Source organism: Streptomyces sp. SCSIO 30461 (assembly GCF_037023745.1).
In the GTDB taxonomy this organism is placed as follows: Bacteria; Actinomycetota; Actinomycetes; order Streptomycetales; family Streptomycetaceae; genus Streptomyces.
Genome location: NZ_CP146101.1, coordinates 6,111,660 through 6,133,990, shown reverse-complemented (window position 1 = coordinate 6,133,990; position 22,331 = coordinate 6,111,660). Strand labels below are relative to the sequence as shown.

At 70.0% G+C, this 22,331-nt stretch carries 13 protein-coding genes; 8 read left to right on the top strand and 5 right to left on the bottom strand.

The window, feature by feature from the left end; translation table 11 throughout:
- Positions 1-19 precede the first annotated feature (19 nt).
- Entirely contained in the window at positions 20-460 is a 441-nt protein-coding gene (locus tag V1460_RS27450; protein ID WP_338676297.1) for a VOC family protein, read from the bottom strand.
- A 114-nt stretch (positions 461-574) separates the two neighbouring features.
- Between V1460_RS27450 and V1460_RS27445 the strand changes: the two genes are divergently transcribed.
- A complete protein-coding gene (locus V1460_RS27445; RefSeq protein ID WP_338676296.1) occupies positions 575-3,577 on the top strand; it encodes a bifunctional [glutamine synthetase] adenylyltransferase/[glutamine synthetase]-adenylyl-L-tyrosine phosphorylase in 3,003 nt (1,000 codons plus the stop codon).
- An 83-nt stretch (positions 3,578-3,660) separates the two neighbouring features.
- Here V1460_RS27445 and V1460_RS27440 read toward each other — a convergent pair whose 3' ends face one another.
- From V1460_RS27440 to V1460_RS27430, 3 genes are read right to left on the bottom strand one after another with little or no spacing between them, the layout of a single operon-like run.
- On the bottom strand, positions 3,661-4,584 hold the full coding sequence (locus V1460_RS27440) for a phosphatase PAP2 family protein (protein ID WP_338676295.1): 924 nt from the start codon (positions 4,582-4,584) through the stop codon (positions 3,661-3,663).
- A gap of 51 nt (positions 4,585-4,635) precedes the next feature.
- Positions 4,636-5,670: a LacI family DNA-binding transcriptional regulator gene (locus V1460_RS27435; RefSeq protein WP_338676294.1), complete on the bottom strand. Its 1,035-nt coding sequence runs from the start codon at positions 5,668-5,670 to the stop codon at positions 4,636-4,638.
- Positions 5,671-5,695: 25 nt separating this feature from the next.
- On the bottom strand, positions 5,696-7,339 hold the full coding sequence (locus V1460_RS27430) for a glycoside hydrolase family 13 protein (RefSeq protein WP_338676293.1): 1,644 nt from the start codon (positions 7,337-7,339) through the stop codon (positions 5,696-5,698).
- 353 nt (positions 7,340-7,692) lie between these two features.
- On the opposite strand from V1460_RS27430, the gene V1460_RS27425 reads away from it, so the two are divergent.
- The 7 genes from V1460_RS27425 to pulA all read left to right on the top strand — a co-directional run bounded on the left by V1460_RS27425 (position 7,693) and on the right by pulA (position 21,564).
- Positions 7,693-8,967, top strand: coding sequence for an extracellular solute-binding protein (locus tag V1460_RS27425; RefSeq protein ID WP_338676292.1), 1,275 nt, complete (start codon positions 7,693-7,695; stop codon positions 8,965-8,967).
- A 16-nt stretch (positions 8,968-8,983) separates the two neighbouring features.
- Positions 8,984-10,003, top strand: a complete 1,020-nt coding sequence (locus V1460_RS27420; RefSeq protein WP_338676291.1) for a sugar ABC transporter permease — start codon at positions 8,984-8,986, stop codon at positions 10,001-10,003.
- Positions 10,000-10,905 carry a sugar ABC transporter permease gene (locus tag V1460_RS27415; RefSeq protein ID WP_407077538.1) on the top strand — a complete coding sequence of 302 codons (906 nt, stop codon included), beginning with the start codon at positions 10,000-10,002 and terminating at the stop codon, positions 10,903-10,905. Before V1460_RS27420 ends, V1460_RS27415 begins: the two co-directional genes overlap by 4 nt.
- 72 nt (positions 10,906-10,977) lie before the next feature.
- Positions 10,978-12,669, top strand: coding sequence for a glycoside hydrolase family 13 protein (locus tag V1460_RS27410; RefSeq protein WP_338676290.1), 1,692 nt, complete (start codon positions 10,978-10,980; stop codon positions 12,667-12,669).
- Complete coding sequence (locus V1460_RS27405) at positions 12,657-13,700, top strand: LacI family DNA-binding transcriptional regulator (protein ID WP_338676289.1); 1,044 nt, start codon at positions 12,657-12,659, stop codon at positions 13,698-13,700. Before V1460_RS27410 ends, V1460_RS27405 begins: the two co-directional genes overlap by 13 nt.
- A 650-nt stretch (positions 13,701-14,350) precedes the next feature.
- Positions 14,351-16,039: a carbohydrate-binding module family 20 domain-containing protein gene (locus V1460_RS27400; RefSeq protein ID WP_338676288.1), complete on the top strand. Its 1,689-nt coding sequence runs from the start codon at positions 14,351-14,353 to the stop codon at positions 16,037-16,039.
- 101 nt (positions 16,040-16,140) lie between these two features.
- Complete coding sequence (pulA, locus tag V1460_RS27395; RefSeq protein ID WP_338676287.1) at positions 16,141-21,564, top strand: pullulanase-type alpha-1,6-glucosidase; 5,424 nt, start codon at positions 16,141-16,143, stop codon at positions 21,562-21,564.
- A 41-nt stretch (positions 21,565-21,605) separates the two neighbouring features.
- Here the strand turns inward: pulA and V1460_RS27390 are convergent, their stop codons facing one another.
- Entirely contained in the window at positions 21,606-22,325 is a 720-nt protein-coding gene (locus V1460_RS27390) for a TetR/AcrR family transcriptional regulator (RefSeq protein ID WP_338676286.1), read from the bottom strand.
- Positions 22,326-22,331 lie beyond the last annotated feature (6 nt).

The following is a 22,331-nucleotide window of genomic DNA, read 5'->3' as shown; positions in this document are numbered from 1 at the left end:
CATGATCGGGCCCGAAGTGCTACGCGTGGTGCCGTTCGGCGAGCGGTGACGGCGCTTCCTGCACCACCCAGCCGTTGCCGTCCGGGTCCTGGAAGAACAGGAACGAGTTCCAGGTCCCGCCCCTGCCTCGGACCCAGCCGTCGGACGAGACGTGCTGGACGGCGCTGACGGCCACACCCCGCGAGAGCAGTTCGCCGTGCGCGGCCTCGATGTCGGGGACGCAGAGCTGGAGGCCCTGGACGGCGCCCGGAGCCATGGTCCGTCGGCCGGGCGCGGGTGGCATTCCGGAGCCGATGACGATGGAGCAGGGTGAGCCCGGCGGGGTCAGCTGGATGATGCGTACGCCGTCACCGACACGGGTGTCGTGGTCGACGCGGAAACCGCACTGCCCGGCGTAGAAGTCTTTGGCCCTGTCGACGTCCCCGACCGGGACGACGATGACTGCGAGGGCCCATTCCATGGCTGTGCCCCACCCAATCTCCCTCGACCGCTTCCCCCACGGTCCCCTACTCATCGGAATCCGGCACCGCGGGCTACTCTCGGATCCTGGCCTTGATCGGACGGAGGCGGCGGGATGACGGTGCCGGGGCGCAGAAGCAGCACGTTCACCCGCTTGCTGCGGCACGGTTTCACCCATCCCGCCGTCGCCGAACGGTTCCTCGAACTCCCCGAGATGGCGGCGGTGCGCGCCGACTCCGTGCTGCTCGACGCACTCGGCGCCACCGCCGACCCGGATCTCGCGCTTCGCGGTCTGGTGCGGCTGGTGGAGGCGCAGAAGACGGCGGACGGCGAGCCCGACGAGCGGCAGGTGCTGCTGGACACCCTGATCTCATCGAAACCCTTGCGGGACCGGCTGCTCGGAGTGCTCGGGGCGTCAGAGGCGCTCGGCGACCATCTGGCACGGCATCCTCAGGACTGGCACGCGCTGGAAACCTACGAGGCTGCCGATCTCCATCCGGGCGTGGCGGAGTTCGAGCGCGGGCTCGCCGACGCCACCGATCCGGTGTCGCTGCGGATCGCCTACCGGCGCTGCCTGCTGCTGCTGGCCGCCCGCGATGTGTGCGGGACCACGGACGTCGCCCAGACCGCGGCCGAGCTCGCCGATCTGGCCACCGCGACGCTCCGCACCGCGCTCGCCATCGCCTGCGCCGACGCACCCGATGATGCGGCGTCCTGCCGGCTCGCGGTGATCGCGATGGGCAAATGCGGAGGCCATGAGCTCAACTACGTGTCCGACGTCGATGTGATCTTCGTCGGGGAACCCGCCGACGGCACGGACGAGGCTGCGGCCGTCAAGGCCGCCACCCGGCTCGCCTCGCACCTCATGCGGATCTGTTCGGAGACCACCGTCGAGGGTGCCATCTGGCCCGTGGACGCCAATCTGCGCCCGGAGGGCCGCAACGGGCCCCTTGTGCGGACCCTGTCCAGCCATCTCGCGTACTACCAGCGCTGGGCGAAGACCTGGGAGTTCCAGGCGCTGCTCAAGGCCCGGCCGGTGGCCGGAGACCCCGAGCTCGGGGCCGACTACGTCGCCGCCGTCTCGCCGCTCGTCTGGCAGGCGGCCGAGCGCGAGAACTTCGTCCCCGACGTGCAGAAGATGCGCCGCAGGGTCGTCGACAACATCCCCGCGGCCCAGATAGACCGCGAGCTGAAGCTCGGACCCGGCGGGCTGCGGGACGTCGAGTTCGCGGTGCAGCTGCTCCAGCTGGTGCACGGTCGCAGCGACCCCGCGCTGCGTGTCGGCAGCACGCTCGGCGCGCTGGACTCCCTCGCCGCCGGCGGGTACGTCGGGCGTGCGGACGCCGCTCAACTGGACGCGGCATACCGCTTCCTGCGCGCAATGGAGCACCGCATCCAGCTGTACCGGCTGCGCCGCACCCACCTCGTCCCCGACGGGGAGGAGGACCAGCGCAGACTGGGACGCTCGCTGGGCCTGCGCGCCGAACCGGTGACCGAGCTCAACAAGGAGTGGCGCCGGCACGCGGCGGTGGTTCGGCGGCTGCACGAGAAGATCTTCTACCGGCCGCTGCTCGACGCGGTGGCCCAGCTCGCCCCCGGTGAGATCCGGCTCAGCGCCGCCGCGGCCCGCCAGCGCCTCGAAGCACTCGGCTACGCCGACCCGGCAGCCGCGCTGCGCCATCTGGAGGCGCTGACGTCGGGCATGACCCGCAAGGCCGCGATCCAGCGGACCCTGTTGCCGGTGCTGCTGGGCTGGTTCGCGGATTCGGCCGACCCCGACGCGGGTCTGCTGGGCTTCCGCCAAGTGTCCGACGCGCTCGGCAAGACCCCCTGGTACCTGCGGCTGCTGCGCGACGAGGGCGCGGCTGCGGAGAACCTCGCGCGGGTGCTGTCCGCGGGCCGGCTCGCGCCCGATCTGCTGCTGCGGGCACCGGAAGCGGTGGCGCTGCTCGGCGATCCCGAAGGCCTGAAGCCACGCGACCGGGACCATCTGGAGCAGGAGGTGCTGGCCGCGGTGGGCCGTGCGGACGGCGCCGAGGCGGCTGTCGCGGCGGCCCGCGGAGTGCGGCGGCGCGAGCTGTTCCGTACCGCCGCCGCCGACCTGATCGGTTCGTACGGCACCGAGGACAGTCCGGCCGAGCAGGATCCCGGTGCGCTGGTGGACCGCGTCGGCAGCGCGGTCACCGGACTCAACGCGGCGACGATCGCGGGCGCCCTGCGCGCCGTCGTACGGGAGCAGTGGGGTGACACCCTGCCCACCCGTTTCGCGGTGATCGGCATGGGCCGCTTCGGCGGGCAGGAGCTGGGCTACGGTTCCGACGCGGATGTGCTGTTCGTGCACGAGCCGCGCGATGGGGTGCCCGAGCCGGAGGCGGCCAGGGCCGCCAACGCCGTCGTCGCCGAGATGCGGCGGCTGCTCCAGGTCCCGACGGCCGATCCGCCGCTGCTGATCGACGCCGACCTGCGCCCCGAAGGCAAGAACGGCCCCTTGGTCCGCACCCTCGCCTCCTACGCCGCCTACTACCGGCGCTGGTCGCTGGTGTGGGAGAGCCAGGCCCTGTTGCGGGCGGAGCCGATGGCGGGCGACGCGGAGCTCGGCGCACGCTTCATCGAACTCATCGACCCGCTGCGCTATCCGATGGAGGGCCTCGGTGACGAGGCCGTCCGTGAGATCCGCAGGCTCAAGGCCCGGATGGAGACCGAACGCCTGCCGCGTGGAGCCGACCCCGCCCTGCACGCCAAACTGGGCCGAGGGGGCCTCAGCGACGTCGAGTGGACGGTGCAGCTGCTCCAGATGCGGCACGGCTGGTCCGAACCCGGTCTGCGCACCCCCCGCACCCGCGAGGCACTGGCTGCCGCGCACGCCGCCGGGCTGCTGTCCGCGGAGTACGCCCAGATCCTCGATGACGCCTGGGTGCTGGCGACCCGGGTGCGCAACGGTGTGATGCTGGTACGCGGCAGGCCGGGCGACACCTTCCCGTCCGACGCGCGGGAGCTGGCCGCGGTCGGGCGGTATCTGGGCTATGGGCCGGGACATGTCGGCGAGATGCTCGACGACTACCGGCGCGCGACGCGGCGAGCCCGGGCCGTGGTGGAGGACTTGTTCTACGGGGCGTGACGCGCGACGCGGCGGGCCGGGCGGGGTGCGTCATCCGTGTACCCCGCCCGGTCGTTTCGGCGTAGGCGCGCTCCGCGTCGCGTTCAGCTCCGCGTGGCGGGCTGTGGGACGACTGGCTTCAGCGTGTCCGGGCGTGCGAGCGGCGCGACCAGCTTCGGCAGCCGATGCGGCAGGGCGCCGTGCCAGGCGTGGCTCACGCCGTAGCCGAAGGCCAGGCAGAGCATGCCGCCGACCGCGTCGAGCCAGAAGTGGTTGGCGGTGGCGACGATCACGACAAGGGTGAGCGTCGGGTACAGCAGGCCCAGGGTCCGCGCCCAAGGCGCCGATGCCAGCGCGAAGATGATCAGTCCGCTCCACAGCGACCAGCCGATGTGCATCGACGGCATGGCGGCGTACTGGTTGGACATGTGCTTCAGGTTCCCGGAGGCCATCGAGCCCCAGGTGTGGTGCACCAGCACCGTGTCGATGAAGTCCTGGCCGGTCATCAACCGGGGCGGGGCCAGGGGATAGAGGTAGTACCCCACGAGCGCCACGCCCGTGGTCGCGAAGAGCACCAGACGGGCGGCGGCGTAGCGGCCGGGGTGCCATCGGTAGAGCCAGACGAGCACACCGATGGTGACCAGGAAGTGCAGGGTCGCGTAGTAGTAGTTCATGCTCACGATCAGCCAAGTCACCGAGTTCGCGGCATGGTTGATCGTCTGCTCGACCGCTATGCCGAGGGTCTTCTCGACTTCCCAGATCCAGTCGGCGTTCCGCATGGCCTGTGCCTTCTGCTCGGGCACCGCGTTGCGGATGAGGGAGTAGATCCAGTAGCTGACCGCGATGAGCAGGATCTCGAACCAGATCTTGGGCCGCTGCGGCGTCCGCAGGCGCCGCCAGCGCCCGCGCCCGCGACCGGGCCCGCGGGCAGGCTTGTGATCACTTTCCGGAGCCGGAGATTCCGCGGTCACCATGGGTGACGAGGTGGCCGCCCGGGCTTCCAGAGGTTTTACGGTCGCTTCACCCATAGGGGGAGAGTCTGCCAGATGGCCGCGCGGGCTTCGATCATCGCCCCAATCTCAGGCGGCAGGGGTACTTCCGGGTCCGGACGCGGTCGATCCCCGCACCACAAGCTCGGGCATGAAGACGAACTCGCTGTGCGGCGCCGGGGTCCCGCCGATCTCCTCCAGCAGGGTGCGCACAGCCGCTTGGCCCATGGCGGGGACGGGCTTGCGGATCGTGGTCAGCGGGGGGTCGGTGAAGGCGATCAGCGGGGAGTCGTCGAAGCCGACCACCGAAATGTCGCGGGGTACTTCGAGCCCGCGCTGCCGCGCCGCCCGGATAGCGCCGAGCGCCATCATGTCGCTTGCGCAGACCACCGCGGTGCAGCCCCGGTCCATGAGCGCGGAGGCCGCTGCCTGGCCGCCCTCCAGGGTGTAGAGGGAGTGCTGGATCAGCTCGGTCTCGATCTGCTCGTCGGGTAGTCCCAGTTGCTCGCGGACCGCCTTGGTGAACCCCTCTATCTTGCGCAGCACCGGGACGAACCGCTTGGGCCCGAGTGCAAGACCGATCCGGGTGTGTCCGAGCGCGACGAGATGGGTCACCGCCAGCCGCATCGCCGCTCGGTCGTCGGGGGAGATGAACGGGGCGCGCACCCCGGGGGCGAAGCCGTCCACGAGGACGAACGCCACGCCCTGGGCGCGAAGTTTCTCATAGCGGGACATATCGGCACTGGTGTCGGCGTGCAGCCCGGAGACGAAGATGATGCCGGAGACGCCCCGGTCCACCAGCATTTCGGTGAGTTCGTCCTCGGTGGAACCGCCGGGAGTCTGGGTGGCCAGCACGGGCGTGTAGCCCTGGCGGGTCAGTGCCTGTCCGATGACCTGGGCCAGGGCCGGGAATATCGGGTTCTCCAACTCGGGGGTGATCAGCCCGACGAGCCCGGCGCTGCGCCTGCGCAGCCTTACGGGGCGCTCGTAGCCGAGCACATCGAGTGCGGCGAGCACCGATTCGCGGGTGGCCGCGGCCACGCCCGGTTTGCCGTTGAGCACTCGGCTGACCGTGGCCTCGCTGACCCCCGCCTGGGCTGCGATGTCGGCGAGCCGTGCGGTCATGGCATTGGACTGTACCGGTCGCATCTCAGATTGCCCACCAAGTGCTGGAGTCCGCGGGCAGGCGGACCGTCCCGTCACCGAACCAGGGGGTGGCCGACGACAGCAGCGCCGTTCCTGGTACGGGCAGTTCCACGTCGGCGTCGGTGGTGTTGGTGGTGCAGAGGAAGCCGTCTCGGGCCAGGACGAGTACGCCTTCGGGCGCGTCCAGCCAGGTCACCGCGTCACCCGCGCCGAGGCCTGGGTGCTCGCGGCGGACGGCGAGTGCCGCCCGGTACAGCTCGAGTGTCGAACCGGGCACACCGGTCTGCGCCTCCACGCTCAGCTCACCCCACGAGTCCGGCTGCGGAAGCCAGCTGCCGCCGCTGCCGAAACCGTACGACGAACCCGAGCGTGTCCACGGGATCGGCACACGGCAGCCGTCGCGGAACCCGTCCTGGCCCTCGGCGCGGAAGAACGACGGGTCCTGGCGCACCTCGTCGGGCAGGTCGGTGACCTCGGGCAGGCCGAGCTCCTCACCCTGGTAGATGTACGTCGACCCGGGCAGCGCCAGCATCAGCAGCGCAGCGGCCCGGGCCCGCCGCAGTCCGGTGGTTCCGTCGCCGTAGCGCGTCGGGTGCCGCACCACATCGTGGTTGGACAGCACCCAGGTGGTCGGGGCGCCGACCGACGTGGTGGCCGCGAGCGAGGCGTCGATGATCTCCCGCATCCGCTCCGGGTCCCAGGGGCAGCGCAGGAACTGGAAGTTGAACGCCTGGTGCATCTCGTCCGGACGTACGTACAGGGCCAGCCGCTCCGACGTCGGGGCCCATGCCTCGGCGACCCCGATGCGCTCGCCCTCGTACCCGTCCAGCAGCCGCCGCCAGGTGCGGTGGATCTCGTGCACACCGTCCTGGTCGAAGAACGGCAGCACCTGCGCGCCGATCATCTTGGCCTGCTCGCGCAGACCGATGTCGGGCATCCCGTCCGCCTTGACCATTCCGTGGGCCACATCGATACGGAAGCCGTCGACCCCAAGGTCCAGCCAGAAGCGCAGCACCGAGGCGAGCTCCTCGTGCACGGCGGGGTGCTCCCAGTTGAGGTCGGGCTGCTCGGGCGCGAAGAGATGCAGATACCACTCTCCGCCGGCCTCCGGCTGGGAGGCGCCCCCATTGCCGTCCGGCGCCTCGACCCTGGTCCAGGCCGCCCCGCCGAAGACGGACTCCCAGTCGTTGGGCGGCAGCTCGCCGTGCTCGCCCTTGCCGGGACGGAAGTGGTAGTACGCCCGCTCGGGTCCGCCCGCGAGCGCCGCGCGGAACCAGGGGTGCCGGTCCGATGTGTGGTTGGGCACGATGTCGACGATCACCCGCAGCCCGAGCCGGTGCGCCTCGCGGACCAGGTCGTCCGCGTCGGACAACTCACCGAAGAGGGGGTCGACCGCTCGGTAGTCCGAGACGTCGTAGCCGCCGTCCGCTTGGGGGGAGGCGTAGAAGGGCGTGATCCAGACCGCGTCCACACCCAGCCCGGCGAGATGGGGGAGCCGCTCCCTGATGCCCCGCAGATCGCCGATGCCGTCGCCGTCGCTGTCGGCGAAGGAGCGTACGTACACCTGGTAGATCACGGCGTCGCGCCACCAGTCGCCCCGCTGCCGGGGAAGGTGTGCCGGGGCGGCCGTGCTGAGCTCCTGGGTCATGGACGGTCCCTTCGGATCTTTCGGGTGCTGCCGATGCCTGCGGACGCGTAAACCGGGATGAACGGTTCGACGTCGACCCCTCTTGAAGGTAACAGTGCTGCAATCTCTTGCGGAAGCACTTGCTGATGCCGGCGGAGCGGGTGTCAGGCGGTACGGACTGCGATCGGGCGAGGCCGGAGCGTGCGAATCGGCAGCCGGACAAGCTCCCGGACGGCAATCTTGGGGACACGTGGATGTAACGATCCCCGCGTCTTGCGGAAATCTCTCGCAAACTCTTTCGGTCTTCTTTCAACCTTGTTACGTTCCTCCACGAATCGGCGCCGTGATGGTGCGGCCCCATCGAAGGAGTTCACATGCGACGTGGCATAGCGGCCACCGCTCTGGTCGCGAGCCTGGCGCTCTCTGCGACCGCGTGCGGCGGCGACGGCAGTGAGGGTGCGAAGAACAGCTCGGGCGGCAAGCTGTCGGGCACGGTCACCTGGTGGGACACGTCCAACGTCGGCAGTGAGGACAAGGTCTTCAAGAAGCTGGCCGACGGTTTCGCCAAGAAGCACCCCGACGTCAAGATCAAGTATGTGAACGTGCCCTTCGGCGAGGCGCAGAACAAGTTCAAGAACGCCGCCCAGTCCGGCTCCGGCGCCCCTGACGTCATCCGCTCCGAGGTCGCCTGGACCCCCGAGTTCGCCGACCTGGGCTACCTCGCCCCGCTCGACGGCACCGCGGCCCTCAAGGACGAGTCGGACTTCCTGAAGCAGGCCGCGGCCTCCACGAGGTACAACGACAAGACCTACGCCGTCCCGCAGGTCATCGACACCATGGGCATCTTCTACAACAAGAAGATCTTCAAGGACGCCGGTGTCAAGGCTCCCACCACCATCGCCGAGCTGAAGACCGCCGCGAAGACCATCAAGGACAAGACCGGCAAGACGGCCCTGTACCTGCGTGGCGACGACGCCTACTGGTTCCTGTCCTTCCTCTACGGGGAGGGCGGCGACCTGGTCGACGCCGAGAAGAAGCAGATCACGGTGGACGACCCGGCCGGCGTCAAGGCCATGAAGGTCGTCAAGGACCTGGTCGACTCCGGTGCCGCCAAGACCGACGCCACCGACGGCTGGAACAACATGCAGTCGGCCTTCAAGGACGGCAAGGTCGCCATGATGATCAACGGCCCCTGGGCCGTCGCCGACACCTACGCCGGCAAGGAGTTCAAGGACAAGGCCAACCTCGGTATCGCCCCGGTCCCGGCCGGTTCCGCCGGCCAGGGCGCCCCGCAGGGCGGCCACAACCTCGCCGTCTACGCGGGGTCCAAGAACCTCGAGGCCTCCTACGCCTTCGTCGAGTACATGACCTCCGCCGAGGCCCAGACCCAGGTCGCCGAGGAGCTCAGCCTGCTCCCGACCCGTCAGTCCGTCTACAGCAAGCCGAAGGTCGCGGCCAACGAGATCATCGGCTTCTTCAAGCCGGCCGTCGACAAGGCCGTCGAGCGCCCCTGGATCCCCGAGGGCGGCAGCCTCTTCGCCCCGCTGGTGACCGAGTACACCAAGGTCCTCACCGGCCAGACCACCCCGGAGAAGGGAGCCTCGACGGCGGGCCACGCCTACCGCAAGCTCCTCAAGGACTGGAAGTAAGGGAAGAGACCGACTGATGGCTGTCCACACCAGCGGCCAGTCGGTGGCGAAGGCCGCGGAGCCCGGCAGGGCCCGCGGCCGTCGCCGCGACTCGTCAGCGGCGCCCCCGCCCGGCAGGCTCCGCCGCGCCCTCTCCACCCACTGGTATGCCTGGACCATGGTCGCCCCGGTGGTGATCGTGATCGGGGTGATCATCGGCTATCCGCTCGTCCGCGGCGCCTATCTGTCGCTGACCGACGCCAACGAGCGGAACGTCGAGCGGTCCATCGGTGTCAACCACCTTCCGGCCACCTACGAGTTCGTCGGTCTGGACAACTACGCCGACGCGCTCACCGGTGACCAGTTCCTCGGCACCCTCGGGTGGACGCTGGTGTGGACGGTCTCCTGCGTGGCCGTCACCTTCGGCCTCGGCCTCGCCCTCGCCAACATCCTGAACCGCAGGATCGCCGGCCGGTCGTTCTACCGGATGATGCTGATCCTGCCCTGGGCCGTGCCCGGGTTCGTCTCCGTCTTCGCCTGGCGCTTCCTCTACAACGAGGACAACGGCCTGCTCAACAAGATCCTCGCCGGCGGTGGCATCGACGCCGTGCCCTGGCTGAACGACCCCATGATGGCCAAGGTCTCGGTGATCGCCGTCAACGTCTGGCTCGGCGTTCCGTTCATGATGGTCGCCCTGCTCGGCGGGCTCCAGTCCATTCCCGGCGAGCTCTACGAGGCCGCAGAGATGGACGGTGCGAGTGCCTGGCAGCGCTTCCGGCACATCACCATGCCGGGGCTCCGCTCGGTGTCCACCACGGTGATCCTGCTGAGCACCATCTGGACCTTTAACATGTTCCCGGTGATCTTCCTGCTGACCCGGGGCGGTCCCGGTGAGGCCACCCAGATCCTGGTGACCCAGGCGTACAAGTTCTCGTTCGAGATCAGCCCGCGCGACTTCGCGCAGTCCTCCACCTGGGGCGTGCTGATCCTCGTCCTCCTGACGCTCTTCGCCGCGGTCTACCAACGAGTCCTCCGCAAGCAGGGAGAAACCTGGTGACCACGACGACCGACGCTCCGGTCCGGCCGGGCACGTCACGGACCGCCGCCCCGACCCGACGGGCGAAGCGTCCGGTGCGCGGCCGGCGCTCGCCGCTCGCCTCGCTCGCCCTGCACCTGACGCTGGTCGTCGCGTCCGTGGTCGCGGTCTTCCCGGTGCTGTGGGTGTTCCTGACCTCGCTCAAGCCTGCCGAGTACGCGTCCACCACCGACTTCGTCAAAGAGACGACGTTCGAGAACTACGGCAAGCTGATCGCCGACACCGAGTTCCTCACCTGGTTCGTCAACTCGCTGCTGGTCGCCTGTCTCACCACGGTGCTCGGCGTGTTCGTCGCCGCCACCACGGGCTACGCCGTCAGCCGCTTCCGCTTCCCCGGAAAGCGCGGGCTGATGTGGACCCTGCTGATCACCCAGATGTTCCCGGTCGCGGTGCTGATCGTGCCGATCTACAACATCATGTCCCGGCTGGGGCTGCTCAATGAACCCGCCGGTCTGGTGATCACGTACCTCACCATCGCCGTGCCGTTCTGTGCCTGGATGATGAAGGGCTTCTTCGACACCATCCCGCGCGAGATCGACGAGTCGGGCCAGGTCGACGGGCTCACCCCGTTCGGCACGTTCTGGCGGCTGATCCTGCCGCTGGCCAGGCCGGGGATCGCGGTGACTGCGTTCTACTCGTTCATCACCGCCTGGGGAGAGGTGGCCTACGCCTCCGCGTTCATGGTTGGCGACGAGAACCTGACGCTGGCCGGCGGGCTCCAGAAGTTCGTGAACCAGTACGGCGCCCAGTGGGGCCCGATGACCGCGGCGTCCGTGCTCATCGCGATCCCCGCCGCGATCGTGTTCCTGATCGCGCAGCGGCATCTGGTGACCGGTGTGTCGGCCGGCGCCGTCAAGGGCTGATCCCCCGACATCCCCGCCGCTCTCCCGGAACCCCCCCCACACCTTCCGCATCCGATCACACCCAGGGACGAAATGACCCAGCACCTCGCCGCCCCCGCCCACCATCCGACCAGTGGCACGCACACCGGCTGGTGGCGGGACGCGGTGATCTACCAGGTCTATCCGCGCAGCTTCGCCGACGGGAACGGCGACGGCATGGGCGATCTCGCCGGCATACGCGACCGGCTCCCGTATCTCAGGGAACTCGGCGTCGACGCGGTCTGGCTCAGCCCGTTCTACGCCTCTCCGCAGGCCGACGCCGGCTACGACGTCGCCGACTACCGCGCCATCGACCCGGCGTTCGGCAACCTCCACGACGCCGACGCGCTGATCCGCGCCGCACACGCGCTCGATCTGCGCGTCATCGTGGACCTCGTGCCCAACCACTGCTCGGACCAGCACGACTGGTTCCGGCAGGCCCTGCGCGAGGGCCCCGGCTCCCGGCTGCGCGAGCGCTTCCACTTCCGTCCCGGCAAGGGCGAGCACGGCGAGCTGCCGCCCAACGACTGGGAGTCCGTCTTCGGCGGGCCGGCCTGGACCAGGGTCGAGGCGCCGGACGGCAATGGGGGCGCCTCCCAGCCGGAGGCCGGCGGAGAGTGGTATCTGCATCTCTTCGCGCCCGAGCAGCCCGACCTCAACTGGGAGCACCCCGCCGTCCAGGACGAGTTCCGCTCGATCCTGCGCTTCTGGCTCGACCTGGGCGCCGACGGCTTCCGTGTCGACGTCGCCCACGGTCTGGTGAAGGCACCCGGACTGCCCGACGTCGGCGGCAGCGACCAGCTGAAGCTGCTCGGCAGCGACGTCATGCCGTTCTTCGACCAGGACGGAGTACATGAGATCTACCGTTCCTGGCGGCGGATCCTGGACGAGTACGAGGGCGAGCGTGTCCTCGTCGCCGAGGCATGGACCCCGACCGTGGAGCGCACCGCGCTCTATGTACGCCCCGACGAGATGCACCAGGCCTTCAACTTCCAGTACCTCACCGCCAACTGGGACGTGAAGGAGCTGCGCGAGGTCATCGACGGCTCACTCGCCGCGATGCGCCCGGTCGGCGCCCCGACCACCTGGGTGCTGTCCAACCACGATGTCTCCCGGCACGCGACCCGCTTCGCCAACCCGCCCGGCCTCGGTACCCAGCTGCGTGAGCAGGGCGACCGCGGACTCGGGCTGCGGCGGGCGCGCGCGGCGACGCTGCTGATGCTGGCGCTGCCCGGATCCGCGTACATCTACCAGGGTGAGGAGCTCGGCCTGCCCGATGTCACCGACCTGCCCGACGAGGTGCGCCAGGACCCGTCGTTCTTCCGCGCCGAGGGCCAGGACGGGTTCCGCGACGGCTGCCGTGTGCCGATCCCGTGGACACGCTCGGGTTCGTCGTACGGTTTCGGCAGCGGCGGCAGCTGGCTTCCGCAGCCGGACTCGTGGGGTGAGCTGAGCGTGGAGGCGCAGACCGGTGTGCCCGGTTCGACACTCGAGCTGTACCGGGCGGCACTCGCCGTCCGCCGCGAGCACCCAGGCCTCGGCGCGGGTGACGCGGTGACCTGGCTGGACGCGCCCGAAGGCGTACTCGTCCTGGCCCGAGACGGCTTCCTCTGCACCACCAACACCACCGACGCCGACGTGGAACTGCCCGTACCGGGAACGGCGCTGCTGTCGTCGGCCACCCCCTGGTTCGGTGACGGGACGGTCCGCCTGCCCGCGGACAGCACGGTGTGGTGGGCGGTGTGACCGTCCCCCGGCCGAGGAGCGGCGGCACAGGGACGGCCGCTCCCCGGCTCGCGGACCTCGCGGCCCAGTCGGGGGTCAGCGAGGCCACGGTCAGCCGGGTGCTCAACGCGAAGCCGGGCGTATCGGCCGCCACCAGGACCCGGGTGCTGGCGGCGCTCGACATACTCGGCTACGAGCGTCCCGTAAGGCTGCGCAGACGCGGCGACGGTCTGGTCGGTCTGGTGGTGCCCGAGCTCACCAACCCGATCTTCCCGGCGTTCGCGCAGGTCGTCGAGCAGGCGTTGAGCGGCCACGGTTACACCCCGCTGCTGTGTGCCAAGCAGCCCGGCGGGGCGACCGAGGACGAGTTGGTGGAACAGCTGGAGGAGAGCGGCGTCGACGGCATCGTCTTCCTTTCCGGCCTGCACGCCGACACCTCGGCCGACCCCGCCCGCTATGCCGAACTCGCCGCCCGCAAGGTCCCGTTCGTCCTTGTCAACGGCCACAACGAGCGGATCTCGGCCGCCTTCGTCTCGACCGACGACCAGATGGCCGCCGCCATGGCGGTGCGCCATCTCGCCGAACTGGGCCACGAAAGGATCGGCCTCGCGGTCGGCCCGGCTCGCTATGTGCCGTCCCGCCGCAAGACGGAGGGCTTCCTCGCCACGGCGGGATCGGATGCCGAGAGGTATGTCCGGCACACCCTGTTCAGTGTCGAAGGCGGCCATGCCGCGGCGGCCGAGCTGATCGACGCGGGCTGCACCGGCATTGTCTGCGGCAGCGACATGATGGCTCTCGGCGCGATCCGCGCCGTGCGCGAGCGGGGACTCGACGTCCCGGGCGATGTGTCGGTGGTCGGCTATGACGACTCCCCGCTGATCGCCTTCACCGACCCACCGCTGACCACGGTGCGCCAGCCGGTGCACGCGATGGCCTCGACGGCGGTGGGCGCCCTGCTGGAGGAGATCCGGGGCAATCCGGTGCCGACCACGGAGTACCTGTTCCAACCGGAGCTGGTGGTACGGGGCTCGACGGCCCGGCCTTCGCGCTGAGGTGGCGCCGCGGAGGTCCCCGCTGCCTTTCGTTGTTCCCTGCCGTGGTCGCCTTCCCGTCAGAGCGAGCCGTCGGCGTTACGGGGGCCGGCGCTTTCGATGATCTCGCCGAGGTCGAGCTCACCGGAGTCAGTGTGATGGCTCCCTCGTGGCGGAAGGTACCGGGTTGCCGGGACATGGCCGGGCCGTGGCACTCACGATCATGACGCACCCGGCTGCCCGGGTCCTGGAAGCCGACCTCCTCCAGCGGATCGAGTGAACTGACCGGCGCTCCCGAGCTTCCCGACGGGATTCCGTTGCCGCCGGCCGGTGGCCGTCGTCGGGCTGACCGGCGCCCGCCGTTCTGCCGTGCGACAGGCGCCCTTCGGGTCGTTCGACACCGCCATCGTTCGGCCCTGGCGGCGGCTCTTTCAGCGCGCTGCGGTGACGCGTGCCTGGAGCCCGCCCCGCAGTGCAATTTCTTGCGGTCTCATGTCTTCCGTGAGTCCAGTGGATGTCCAAACTGTTGACCGATTGACCCGTGGGCCCTACGGTCACCTGCGCAGAGGGTCTTGCAAGTTTCAGCAAGAATATTCAATCCTCGCCTCCCCAGCCCCATCAGGCCCTCCGTTCCCACCACAACCCCCTTCCTGAGCCGCAGGAGGAACCACATGGCCAGCAGAACCCTGGCTGCCGCCCTCGCCCTTGTGGCAGGCGCGGCGACAGTGGTGCTCGCGCCACCGGGAGCCGCGCAGGCGGCCCCGCCGGGCAGCAAGGACGTCACCGCCGTCCTCTTCGAATGGCGCTTCGACTCGGTCGCCCGCGCCTGCAGTGAGACGCTCGGGCCGGCCGGTTACGGATACGTCCAGGTCTCCCCGCCCCAGGAGCACATACGGGGCGGGCAGTGGTGGACGTCCTACCAGCCCGTCAGCTACCGGATAGCGGGACGGCTCGGCGACCGCGCCTCGTTCTCCGCGATGGTGAACGCCTGCCACGCGGCGGGCGTCAAGGTCGTCGCCGACTCCGTCATCAACCACATGGCCGCCGGAAGCGGCACGGGCACGGGTGGTTCGGCGTATACGAAGTACGGCTACCCCGGTCTGTACTCGTCGTCGGACATGGACGACTGCACCGCGCAGGTCACCGACTACCGTGACCGCGCCAACGTCCAGAACTGCGAACTGGTCCAGCTAGCCGACCTCGACACCGGCGAGGAGCACGTCCGCACCAGGATCGCGGGCTATCTGAACGACCTGCTGTCGCTGGGGGTGGACGGCTTCCGGATCGACGCCGCCAAGCACATGCCTGCGTTCGACCTCGCCGCCATCAAGACCAAACTCAGCGATCCTGGCGCCTACTGGAAGCAGGAGGCCATCCACGGGGCAGGCGAAGCCGTCTCACCCAGCGAGTACCTCGGCAACGGCGACGTGCAGGAATTCCGCTACGCCCGCGACCTCAAGCGGGTCTTCACCAGTGAGAACCTCGCCTACCTCAAGAACTTCGGCGAGGGCTGGGGCCATATGCCGAGCGGGCAGTCCGCCGTCTTCGTGGACAACCACGACACCGAGCGCGTCGGTGACACCCTCAGCTACAAGGACGGCGCGAGCTACACCCTCGCCAATGTCTTCATGCTGGCCTGGCCGTACGGCTCCCCGGACGTCCACTCCGGCTACGAGTGGTCCGACCGGGACGCCGGACCGCCGAACGGCGGCACGGTGAACGCCTGCTACAGCGACGGCTGGAAGTGCCAGCACGCCTGGCGCGGGATCTCCTCGATGGTCGCCTTCAGGAACGTGGCCCACGGTCAGGGTGTCACGAACTGGTGGGACAACGGAGGGGACGCGATCGCCTTCGGGCGCGGTGACAAGGCCTTCGTGGCCATCAACCACGAGCCGTCGCCGCTGACCCGGACGTTCCAGACCTCGCTGCCCGCGGGCGAGTACTGCGACATCCAGTCCGGCAAGGGCGTCACGGTCGACGCGGTGGGACGGTTCACCCGCACCGTCGCCGCCGGCACCGCCGTCGCGCTGCACACGGGCGCGCGCGACTGCGGCGGCTCGACCGGCGTCGCGGGAGTCTCGTTCGGCGTCGACGCCACCACCGCGTGGGGCGAGAACATCCATGTCACCGGTGACCAGGCGGCCCTCGGCAACTGGAACACCGGCACCGCGCTGAAGCTGGACCCGGCGGGCTACCCGGTGTGGAAGCTCGATGTCAGCCTGCCCGCGGGCACGGCCTTCGCGTACAAGTACATCCGCAAGGACGGGAACGGAGGCGTCGTCTGGGAGAGCGGTGCCAACCGCACGGCCACCGTGCCCGCGAGCGGCACGGTCACGCTGAACGACACCTGGCGCGACTGAACCGCGACTCCACCGCCCCACCCCCTGATCTGCCGCTCCGCGCGTTCTCGACCCCGCTGCGCGCGGAGCGGCACACCATCCACGATTCTCGGAGAGCCCCTGTGATACGCCCCCTGCGCGGCAGGCGCAGAGCAGTCGCGGCCACGCTCGCCGCCGCCCTGTGCGCGGCGCTCGCGCCGGCCGTACCCGCGGCGGCGGCCAAGCCCCCGGCCCCTCCCGGCGACGCGCAGCTCGCTGCCGAGCCGAGCCGGCACGATCTGACCCGGGAGCAGTTCTACTTCGTCCTGCCGGATCGTTTCGCCAATGGTGACCGGGCCAACGACCGCGGCGGTCTCAGCGGTTCGCGGCTGGAGACCGGCCACGACCCCGAGGACAAGGGCTTCTACCAGGGCGGCGACCTCAAAGGGCTCACCCAGCGGCTCGACTACATCAAAGGCCTCGGCACCACCGCCATCTGGCTGGCCCCGATCTTCAAGAACCGGCCCGTGCAGGGCACGGGCAAGGGGGGCACCTCCCAGGCCGAAGGCTCTGGGGGAGCGTCGGCCGGCTACCACGGCTACTGGATCACCGACTTCACCCAGGTCGACCCGCACTTCGGCAGCAACGCCGATCTGACGAAGCTGATCGACAAGGCCCATGCCAAGGGCATGAAGGTCTTCTTCGACGTCATCACCAACCACACCGCCGACACGGTCGACTACGCCGAGAAGAAGTACGGCTACCGCCCCAAGGGCGCGTACCCCTATCTCGACGAGGACGGGCGCCCCTTCGACGACCGCGCCGACCACGCGGCGGCCGGGAAGGTGGACGCGGACTCCTTTCCGTACACCCCGGTCCAGGGGCCCGGCCGGATCGCCAAGGTCCCCGCCTGGCTGAACGACCCCACGATGTACCACAACCGGGGCGACTCCACCTGGGCAGGCGAGAGCGCCGAGTACGGCGACTTCGTCGGCCTCGACGACCTGTGGACCGAGCGTCCCGAGGTCGTGGACGGTATGGAGAAGATCTATGAGAAGTGGGTCCGCGACTTCCGGATCGACGGCTTCCGTATCGACACCGTCAAACATGTCGGCCTGGACTTCTGGACCCAGTGGGCCACCGCTCTCGACGCCTACGCGGCGAAGCGCGGCCGGGAGGACTTCTTCATGTTCGGCGAGGTCTACTCCGCCGACACGGCAGTCACCTCCCCCTACGTCACCCGGGGACGCCTGGACGCCACGCTCGACTTCCCCTTCCAGGACGCGGCCCGCGCCTACGCCTCCCAGGGCGCCGGCGCCGACCGGCTCGCGAAGGTGTTCGCCGACGACTACCGGTACACCACCGACAAGGCCAACGCCTATGAGCAGGTGACCTTCCTCGGCAACCACGACATGGGCCGTATCGGTACCTTCCTCAAGCAGGACAACCCCGGCGCCGACGACGCCGAACTGCTGAAGCGCGCCCGGCTCGCCAACGAGCTGATGTTCCTCGGTCGGGGCAACCCGGTGGTCTACTACGGCGACGAACAGGGCTTCACCGGCGCGGGCGGCGACAAGGACGCCCGCCAGACCCTCTTCGCCTCGAAGACCGCCGACTACCTGGACGACGACCAGCTCGGCACCGACCGCACCCACGCCGAGGACGCCTACGATCCTTCGCACCCGGTCTACCGCTCGATCGCCGCGCTCTCCCTGCTGACCCGACAGCACCCGGCGCTGCGCGACGGCGTCCAGCAGGAGAGGTACGCCGGAGGCGCCGAGAAGTCCGTGTACGCGTTCTCCCGCACGGACCCCCGGCAACGCGTCGAGTACGTCGTCGCCACCAACAACGCCACCGCTCCGAAGACGGTGACCCTGCCCGTGGACGCGGCCGACTTCCGTGTCCTGTACGGCGGTTCGGGCGCCGGTTCGGTCGGTGCCGAGGACGGGAAGATCACCGTCACGGTGCCCGCGCTGTCCTCGCTGGTGTTGCGCGCCACCGCGCCGCTCGCCGCACCCGCCGCCAAGCCGTCTCTGACCCTGAAGGCCCCGGCAGCCGGGGCCACCGGCATCGTCGAGCTCACCGCCGACGTCAGGGGCGGGCAGCTCAACCGGGTGGTGTTCACCGCCCAGACGGGCAACGGCAAGTGGCGCACACTCGGCACCGCCGACCACGCCCCGTACAAGGTCACCCAGCACATCACGGCTCCCGCCGGCACCCCGCTGCGCTACAAGGCGGTGGCCGTCGACATCCTGGGCCGCACCGCAGGCGCCCTGGCGTCCTCCACGGCGGGCCGGGTCCCGCCGCCGGGCAAGCCGACGGCCGTCCAGCGCGACTACGCCGTGGTCCACTACCAGCGGACCGGGGGTACCTCCCAGGCCGAAGGCTCCGGGGGAGACTACGACGGCTGGCAGCTGAAGGCCGCCGGAACCACCGCCGCCTTCACCGGCCGGGACGCCTACGGCGCCTTCGCCTGGGTCAAGGTCCCCGAAGGCGCCGCCACCATCGCGTACACCGTGGAGAAGGACGGCACCGCCGAAGGGCCCCAGCGCACCATCGACCTCGGCCGCACCGGTGAGGTCTGGATCACGCAGGGCCGGGACGGCCAGTCCGACACCGCGCCCGACGGCGCCTACCCTCCGCAGGACACCAGGAAAGCCGTGCTGCACTACCGGCGGCCTGGGGGTACCTCCCAGGCCGGAGGCTCTGGGGAGGGGGACTACGACGGCTGGGGTCTGCACACCTGGACCGGTGCCGCCGAGCCCACCGACTGGTCCAAGCCACTGATGCCGGTACGCCAGGACGCGTACGGGGTGACGTTCGAGGTCCCGCTCGCCGAAGGCGCCACCTCGCTCAGCTATATCGTCCACAAGGGCGACGAGAAGGACCTGCCGAACGACCAGTCGCTTTCCTTCGCGAGCCACGGCCGGGAGGTGTGGATGCTCGCCGGACAGCAGAAGTACCTGCTTCCGGTGACCGGCGGAGCCCCCTCACTCGACCTGGCGAAGGCCGAGGCCCAGTTCATCGACCGCGACACCGTCGTCTGGAAGGTGAACGCCACCGACGCCACCAGCCAGCAGCTCGTCCACGCCCCGCGCGGCGGCATCGAGGTGGTCGACGGCGCTCTGAACGACGAAGGCCAGTGGCTCCGCCTCACCCCGTCCGCCCTCAGCGACGCCCAGCGGGCCGAATACCCGCACCTCAAGGACTACCCGGCCTTCACCGTCGACCCGCGCGACCGCGACCGGGTGCGTGACGCGCTGCGCGGCCAGCTCGTCGCCACCCAGCGCAACGAAGCAGGCGCCCTGCTCGCCGCGACCGGGGTGCAGATCCCGGGTGTGCTGGACGACCTGTACGCGGGCGAGGCCGAGGACGCCGAACTCGGACCCGTCTTCCGGGGCAACCGCCCCACCCTGTCCGTCTGGGCGCCGACCGCCCGCGAGGTGGCACTCGAACTCGACGGCCGGAGCGTGCCGATGCGCCGCGACGACACCACCGGCGTCTGGTCGGTCACCGGTCCGGCGAGCTGGCGCGGAAAGCCGTACCGCTACGCCGTCACCGTCTGGGCGCCCAGCGTCCGCGAACTCGTCACCAACAGGGTCACCGACCCCTACTCGACGGCCCTCACCACCGACTCCACCCGCAGCCTCGTCACCGACCTCGCCGACCCCCGGCTCGCCCCCAAGGGCTGGGCCGCCCTCCGCAAGCCCACCGCCGTGCCGCTGCGGAACGCGCAGATCCAGGAGCTGCACATACGCGACTTCTCGATCGCGGACCGCACGGCTAAGCACCCCGGCGGCTATCTGGCCTTCACCGACCGCGAGTCCGCCGGTATGAGGCACCTGAAGCAGCTCGCGGACAGCGGCACCTCGTACGTCCACCTGCTGCCCGCCTTCGACATCGGAACCATCCCGGAGCGGAGGTCCGACCAGTCCACCCCGGACTGCGACCTCACCGCCCACGCCCCCGATTCCGCCGAGCAGCAGGCGTGCGTCACCGGGGCAGCCGCCAAGGACGCCTACAACTGGGGCTACGACCCGCTGCACTACACCGTCCCCGAGGGCTCGTACGCCTCCGACCCCGACGGCACCCGCCGCACCGTCGAGTTCCGGCAGATGGTCCAGGGCCTGAACGGTGCCGGACTGCGCACCGTCATGGACGTGGTCTACAACCACACCGTCGCCAGTGGCCAGGACGCCAAGTCCGTACTGGACCGGATCGTGCCCGGCTACTACCAGCGGCTGCTCGCCGACGGCAGCGTGGCCACCTCCACATGCTGTGCCAACACCGCGCCCGAGAACGCCATGATGGGCAAGCTCGTCGTGGACTCGGTCGTCACCTGGGCCAGGGAGTACAAGGTCGACGGCTTCCGCTTCGACCTCATGGGCCACCACCCCAAGGCCAACATCCTGGCCGTCCGCAAGGCGCTCGACGCGCTCACCCCGGCGAAGGACGGTGTCGACGGCAGGAGCATCGTGCTGTACGGCGAGGGCTGGAACTTCGGCGAGATCGCCGACGACGCCCGCTTCGTCCAGGCCACCCAGAAGAACATGGCCGGAACCGGCATCGCCACCTTCTCCGACCGGGCACGCGACGCCGTACGCGGCGGCGGGCCGTTCGACGAGGACCCGGGGATCCGGGGCTTCGCCTCCGGACTGTTCACCGAACCGGGTGCCTCCAAGGCCAACGGCAGTCCGGAGGAGCAGCGGGCCCGGCTGTTGCACTACCAGGACCTCATCAAGGTCGGGCTGTCGGGGAACCTCGCCTCGTACACCTTCACCGACACCGCCGGGCGCACGGTCAAGGGCTCCGAGGTCGACTACAACGGCGCTCCTGCCGGATACGCCGCCGCGCCAGGCGACGCCCTCGCCTACGCCGACGCGCATGACAACGAGACCCTGTACGACGCGCTCGCGTACAAACTCCCGCCGACGGTCACGGCCGCCGACCGGGCGCGGATGCAGGTGCTGGCCATGGCGACGGCGGTCCTCTCCCAGGGGCCGGCGCTCTCCCAGGCCGGCTCGGATCTGCTCCGCTCGAAGTCGCTGGACCGCAACTCCTACGACAGCGGCGACTGGTTCAACGCCGTCCACTGGGACTGCCGGGACGGCAACGGATTCGGCCGGGGGCTGCCGCCCGCGTCCGACAACAAGTCCAAATGGCCCTACGCCAAGCCGCTGCTGACCAACGCGGCGCTCGACCCGGGCTGCGATCCGATCACCGGAGCATCCGCCGCATACCGCGATCTGCTGCGGATCCGGGCAGACGAGTCGGTGTTCGGGCTCGCCACGGCGGACGCCGTGCAGTCGGCGCTGTCCTTCCCGCTCTCCGGTACGGACGAGGCACCGGGCGTGATCACCATGCGGCTGGGGAAGCTGGTGGTGGTCTTCAACGCCACGCCGGTGACGCACAAGCAGCGGGTCGAGGCACTCGCGGGCACTTCCTACGCCCTGCACCCGGTGCAGGCCGCGGGCGCCGACACCGTCGTGAAGTCGGCTTCCTTCGCGGGTGACTCGGGGACCTTCACGGTGCCAGGCCGATCGGTCGCGGTGTTCACACGCGGCTGATCCGACCTGATCCCAGGGGCGGCGCGCCCGAGCCCACCGGCTCAGGCGCGCTGCCCCGGCAGGTCCGCCGCCTGCGGCACCAGGGCCGCCATCCGGCCGACCAGCTCGGCGAAGGGCCCGTCGGCAGGTTCGCCGTCGAGCAGACGCGCCAGCACATCCGCCATGACGGGGTCGTACGCCGCGGGTACGGCGACCAGTGCCACGAAGTCGTGCACCAGCTGTCGTTCGAGCTCGCGCCGGGGAATCTCCCGTCCGTCCAGCCAGATCAGCGCGGTCGATTCGGCGAGCGACACCCAGGAACGGACCACCAGGCGCAGCCGGGGCGGCGGATCGGTGACGCCCAGGTGGGCCATGAGGTGGTCGGAGGCGGCCCCGCGCACCTCTTCGATCATGGCGTTGGTCCGGGTGGACCCGACCGCCGGGCCGCCGCGCATCAGGGCCGAGAAGCCCGGGCCGTGCTCGTCCACGAAGCTGAAGAACCGGTGCATCACGCGCAGCAGCCGTCCGCCGAGCGGCCCTTCGTGCCGTTCCACGATGCGGGCCGCCAGATCGTCCGCCGCACGGCGCAGGGCGGCCTCGTACAGGCTCTGCTTGCCGGGGAAGTAGTGGTAGACGAGCGGGCGTGAGATCCCCGCGGCGGTGGCGATCTCGTCGATGGACACCTCGTCGGGGGAGCGGTGGCTGAACAACTCCAGCGCCACCCCGATCAGCTGCTGTTTGCGCTCTTCGACGCCCATCCTGCGGCGAACCCCGGTCGTCATGCGGAC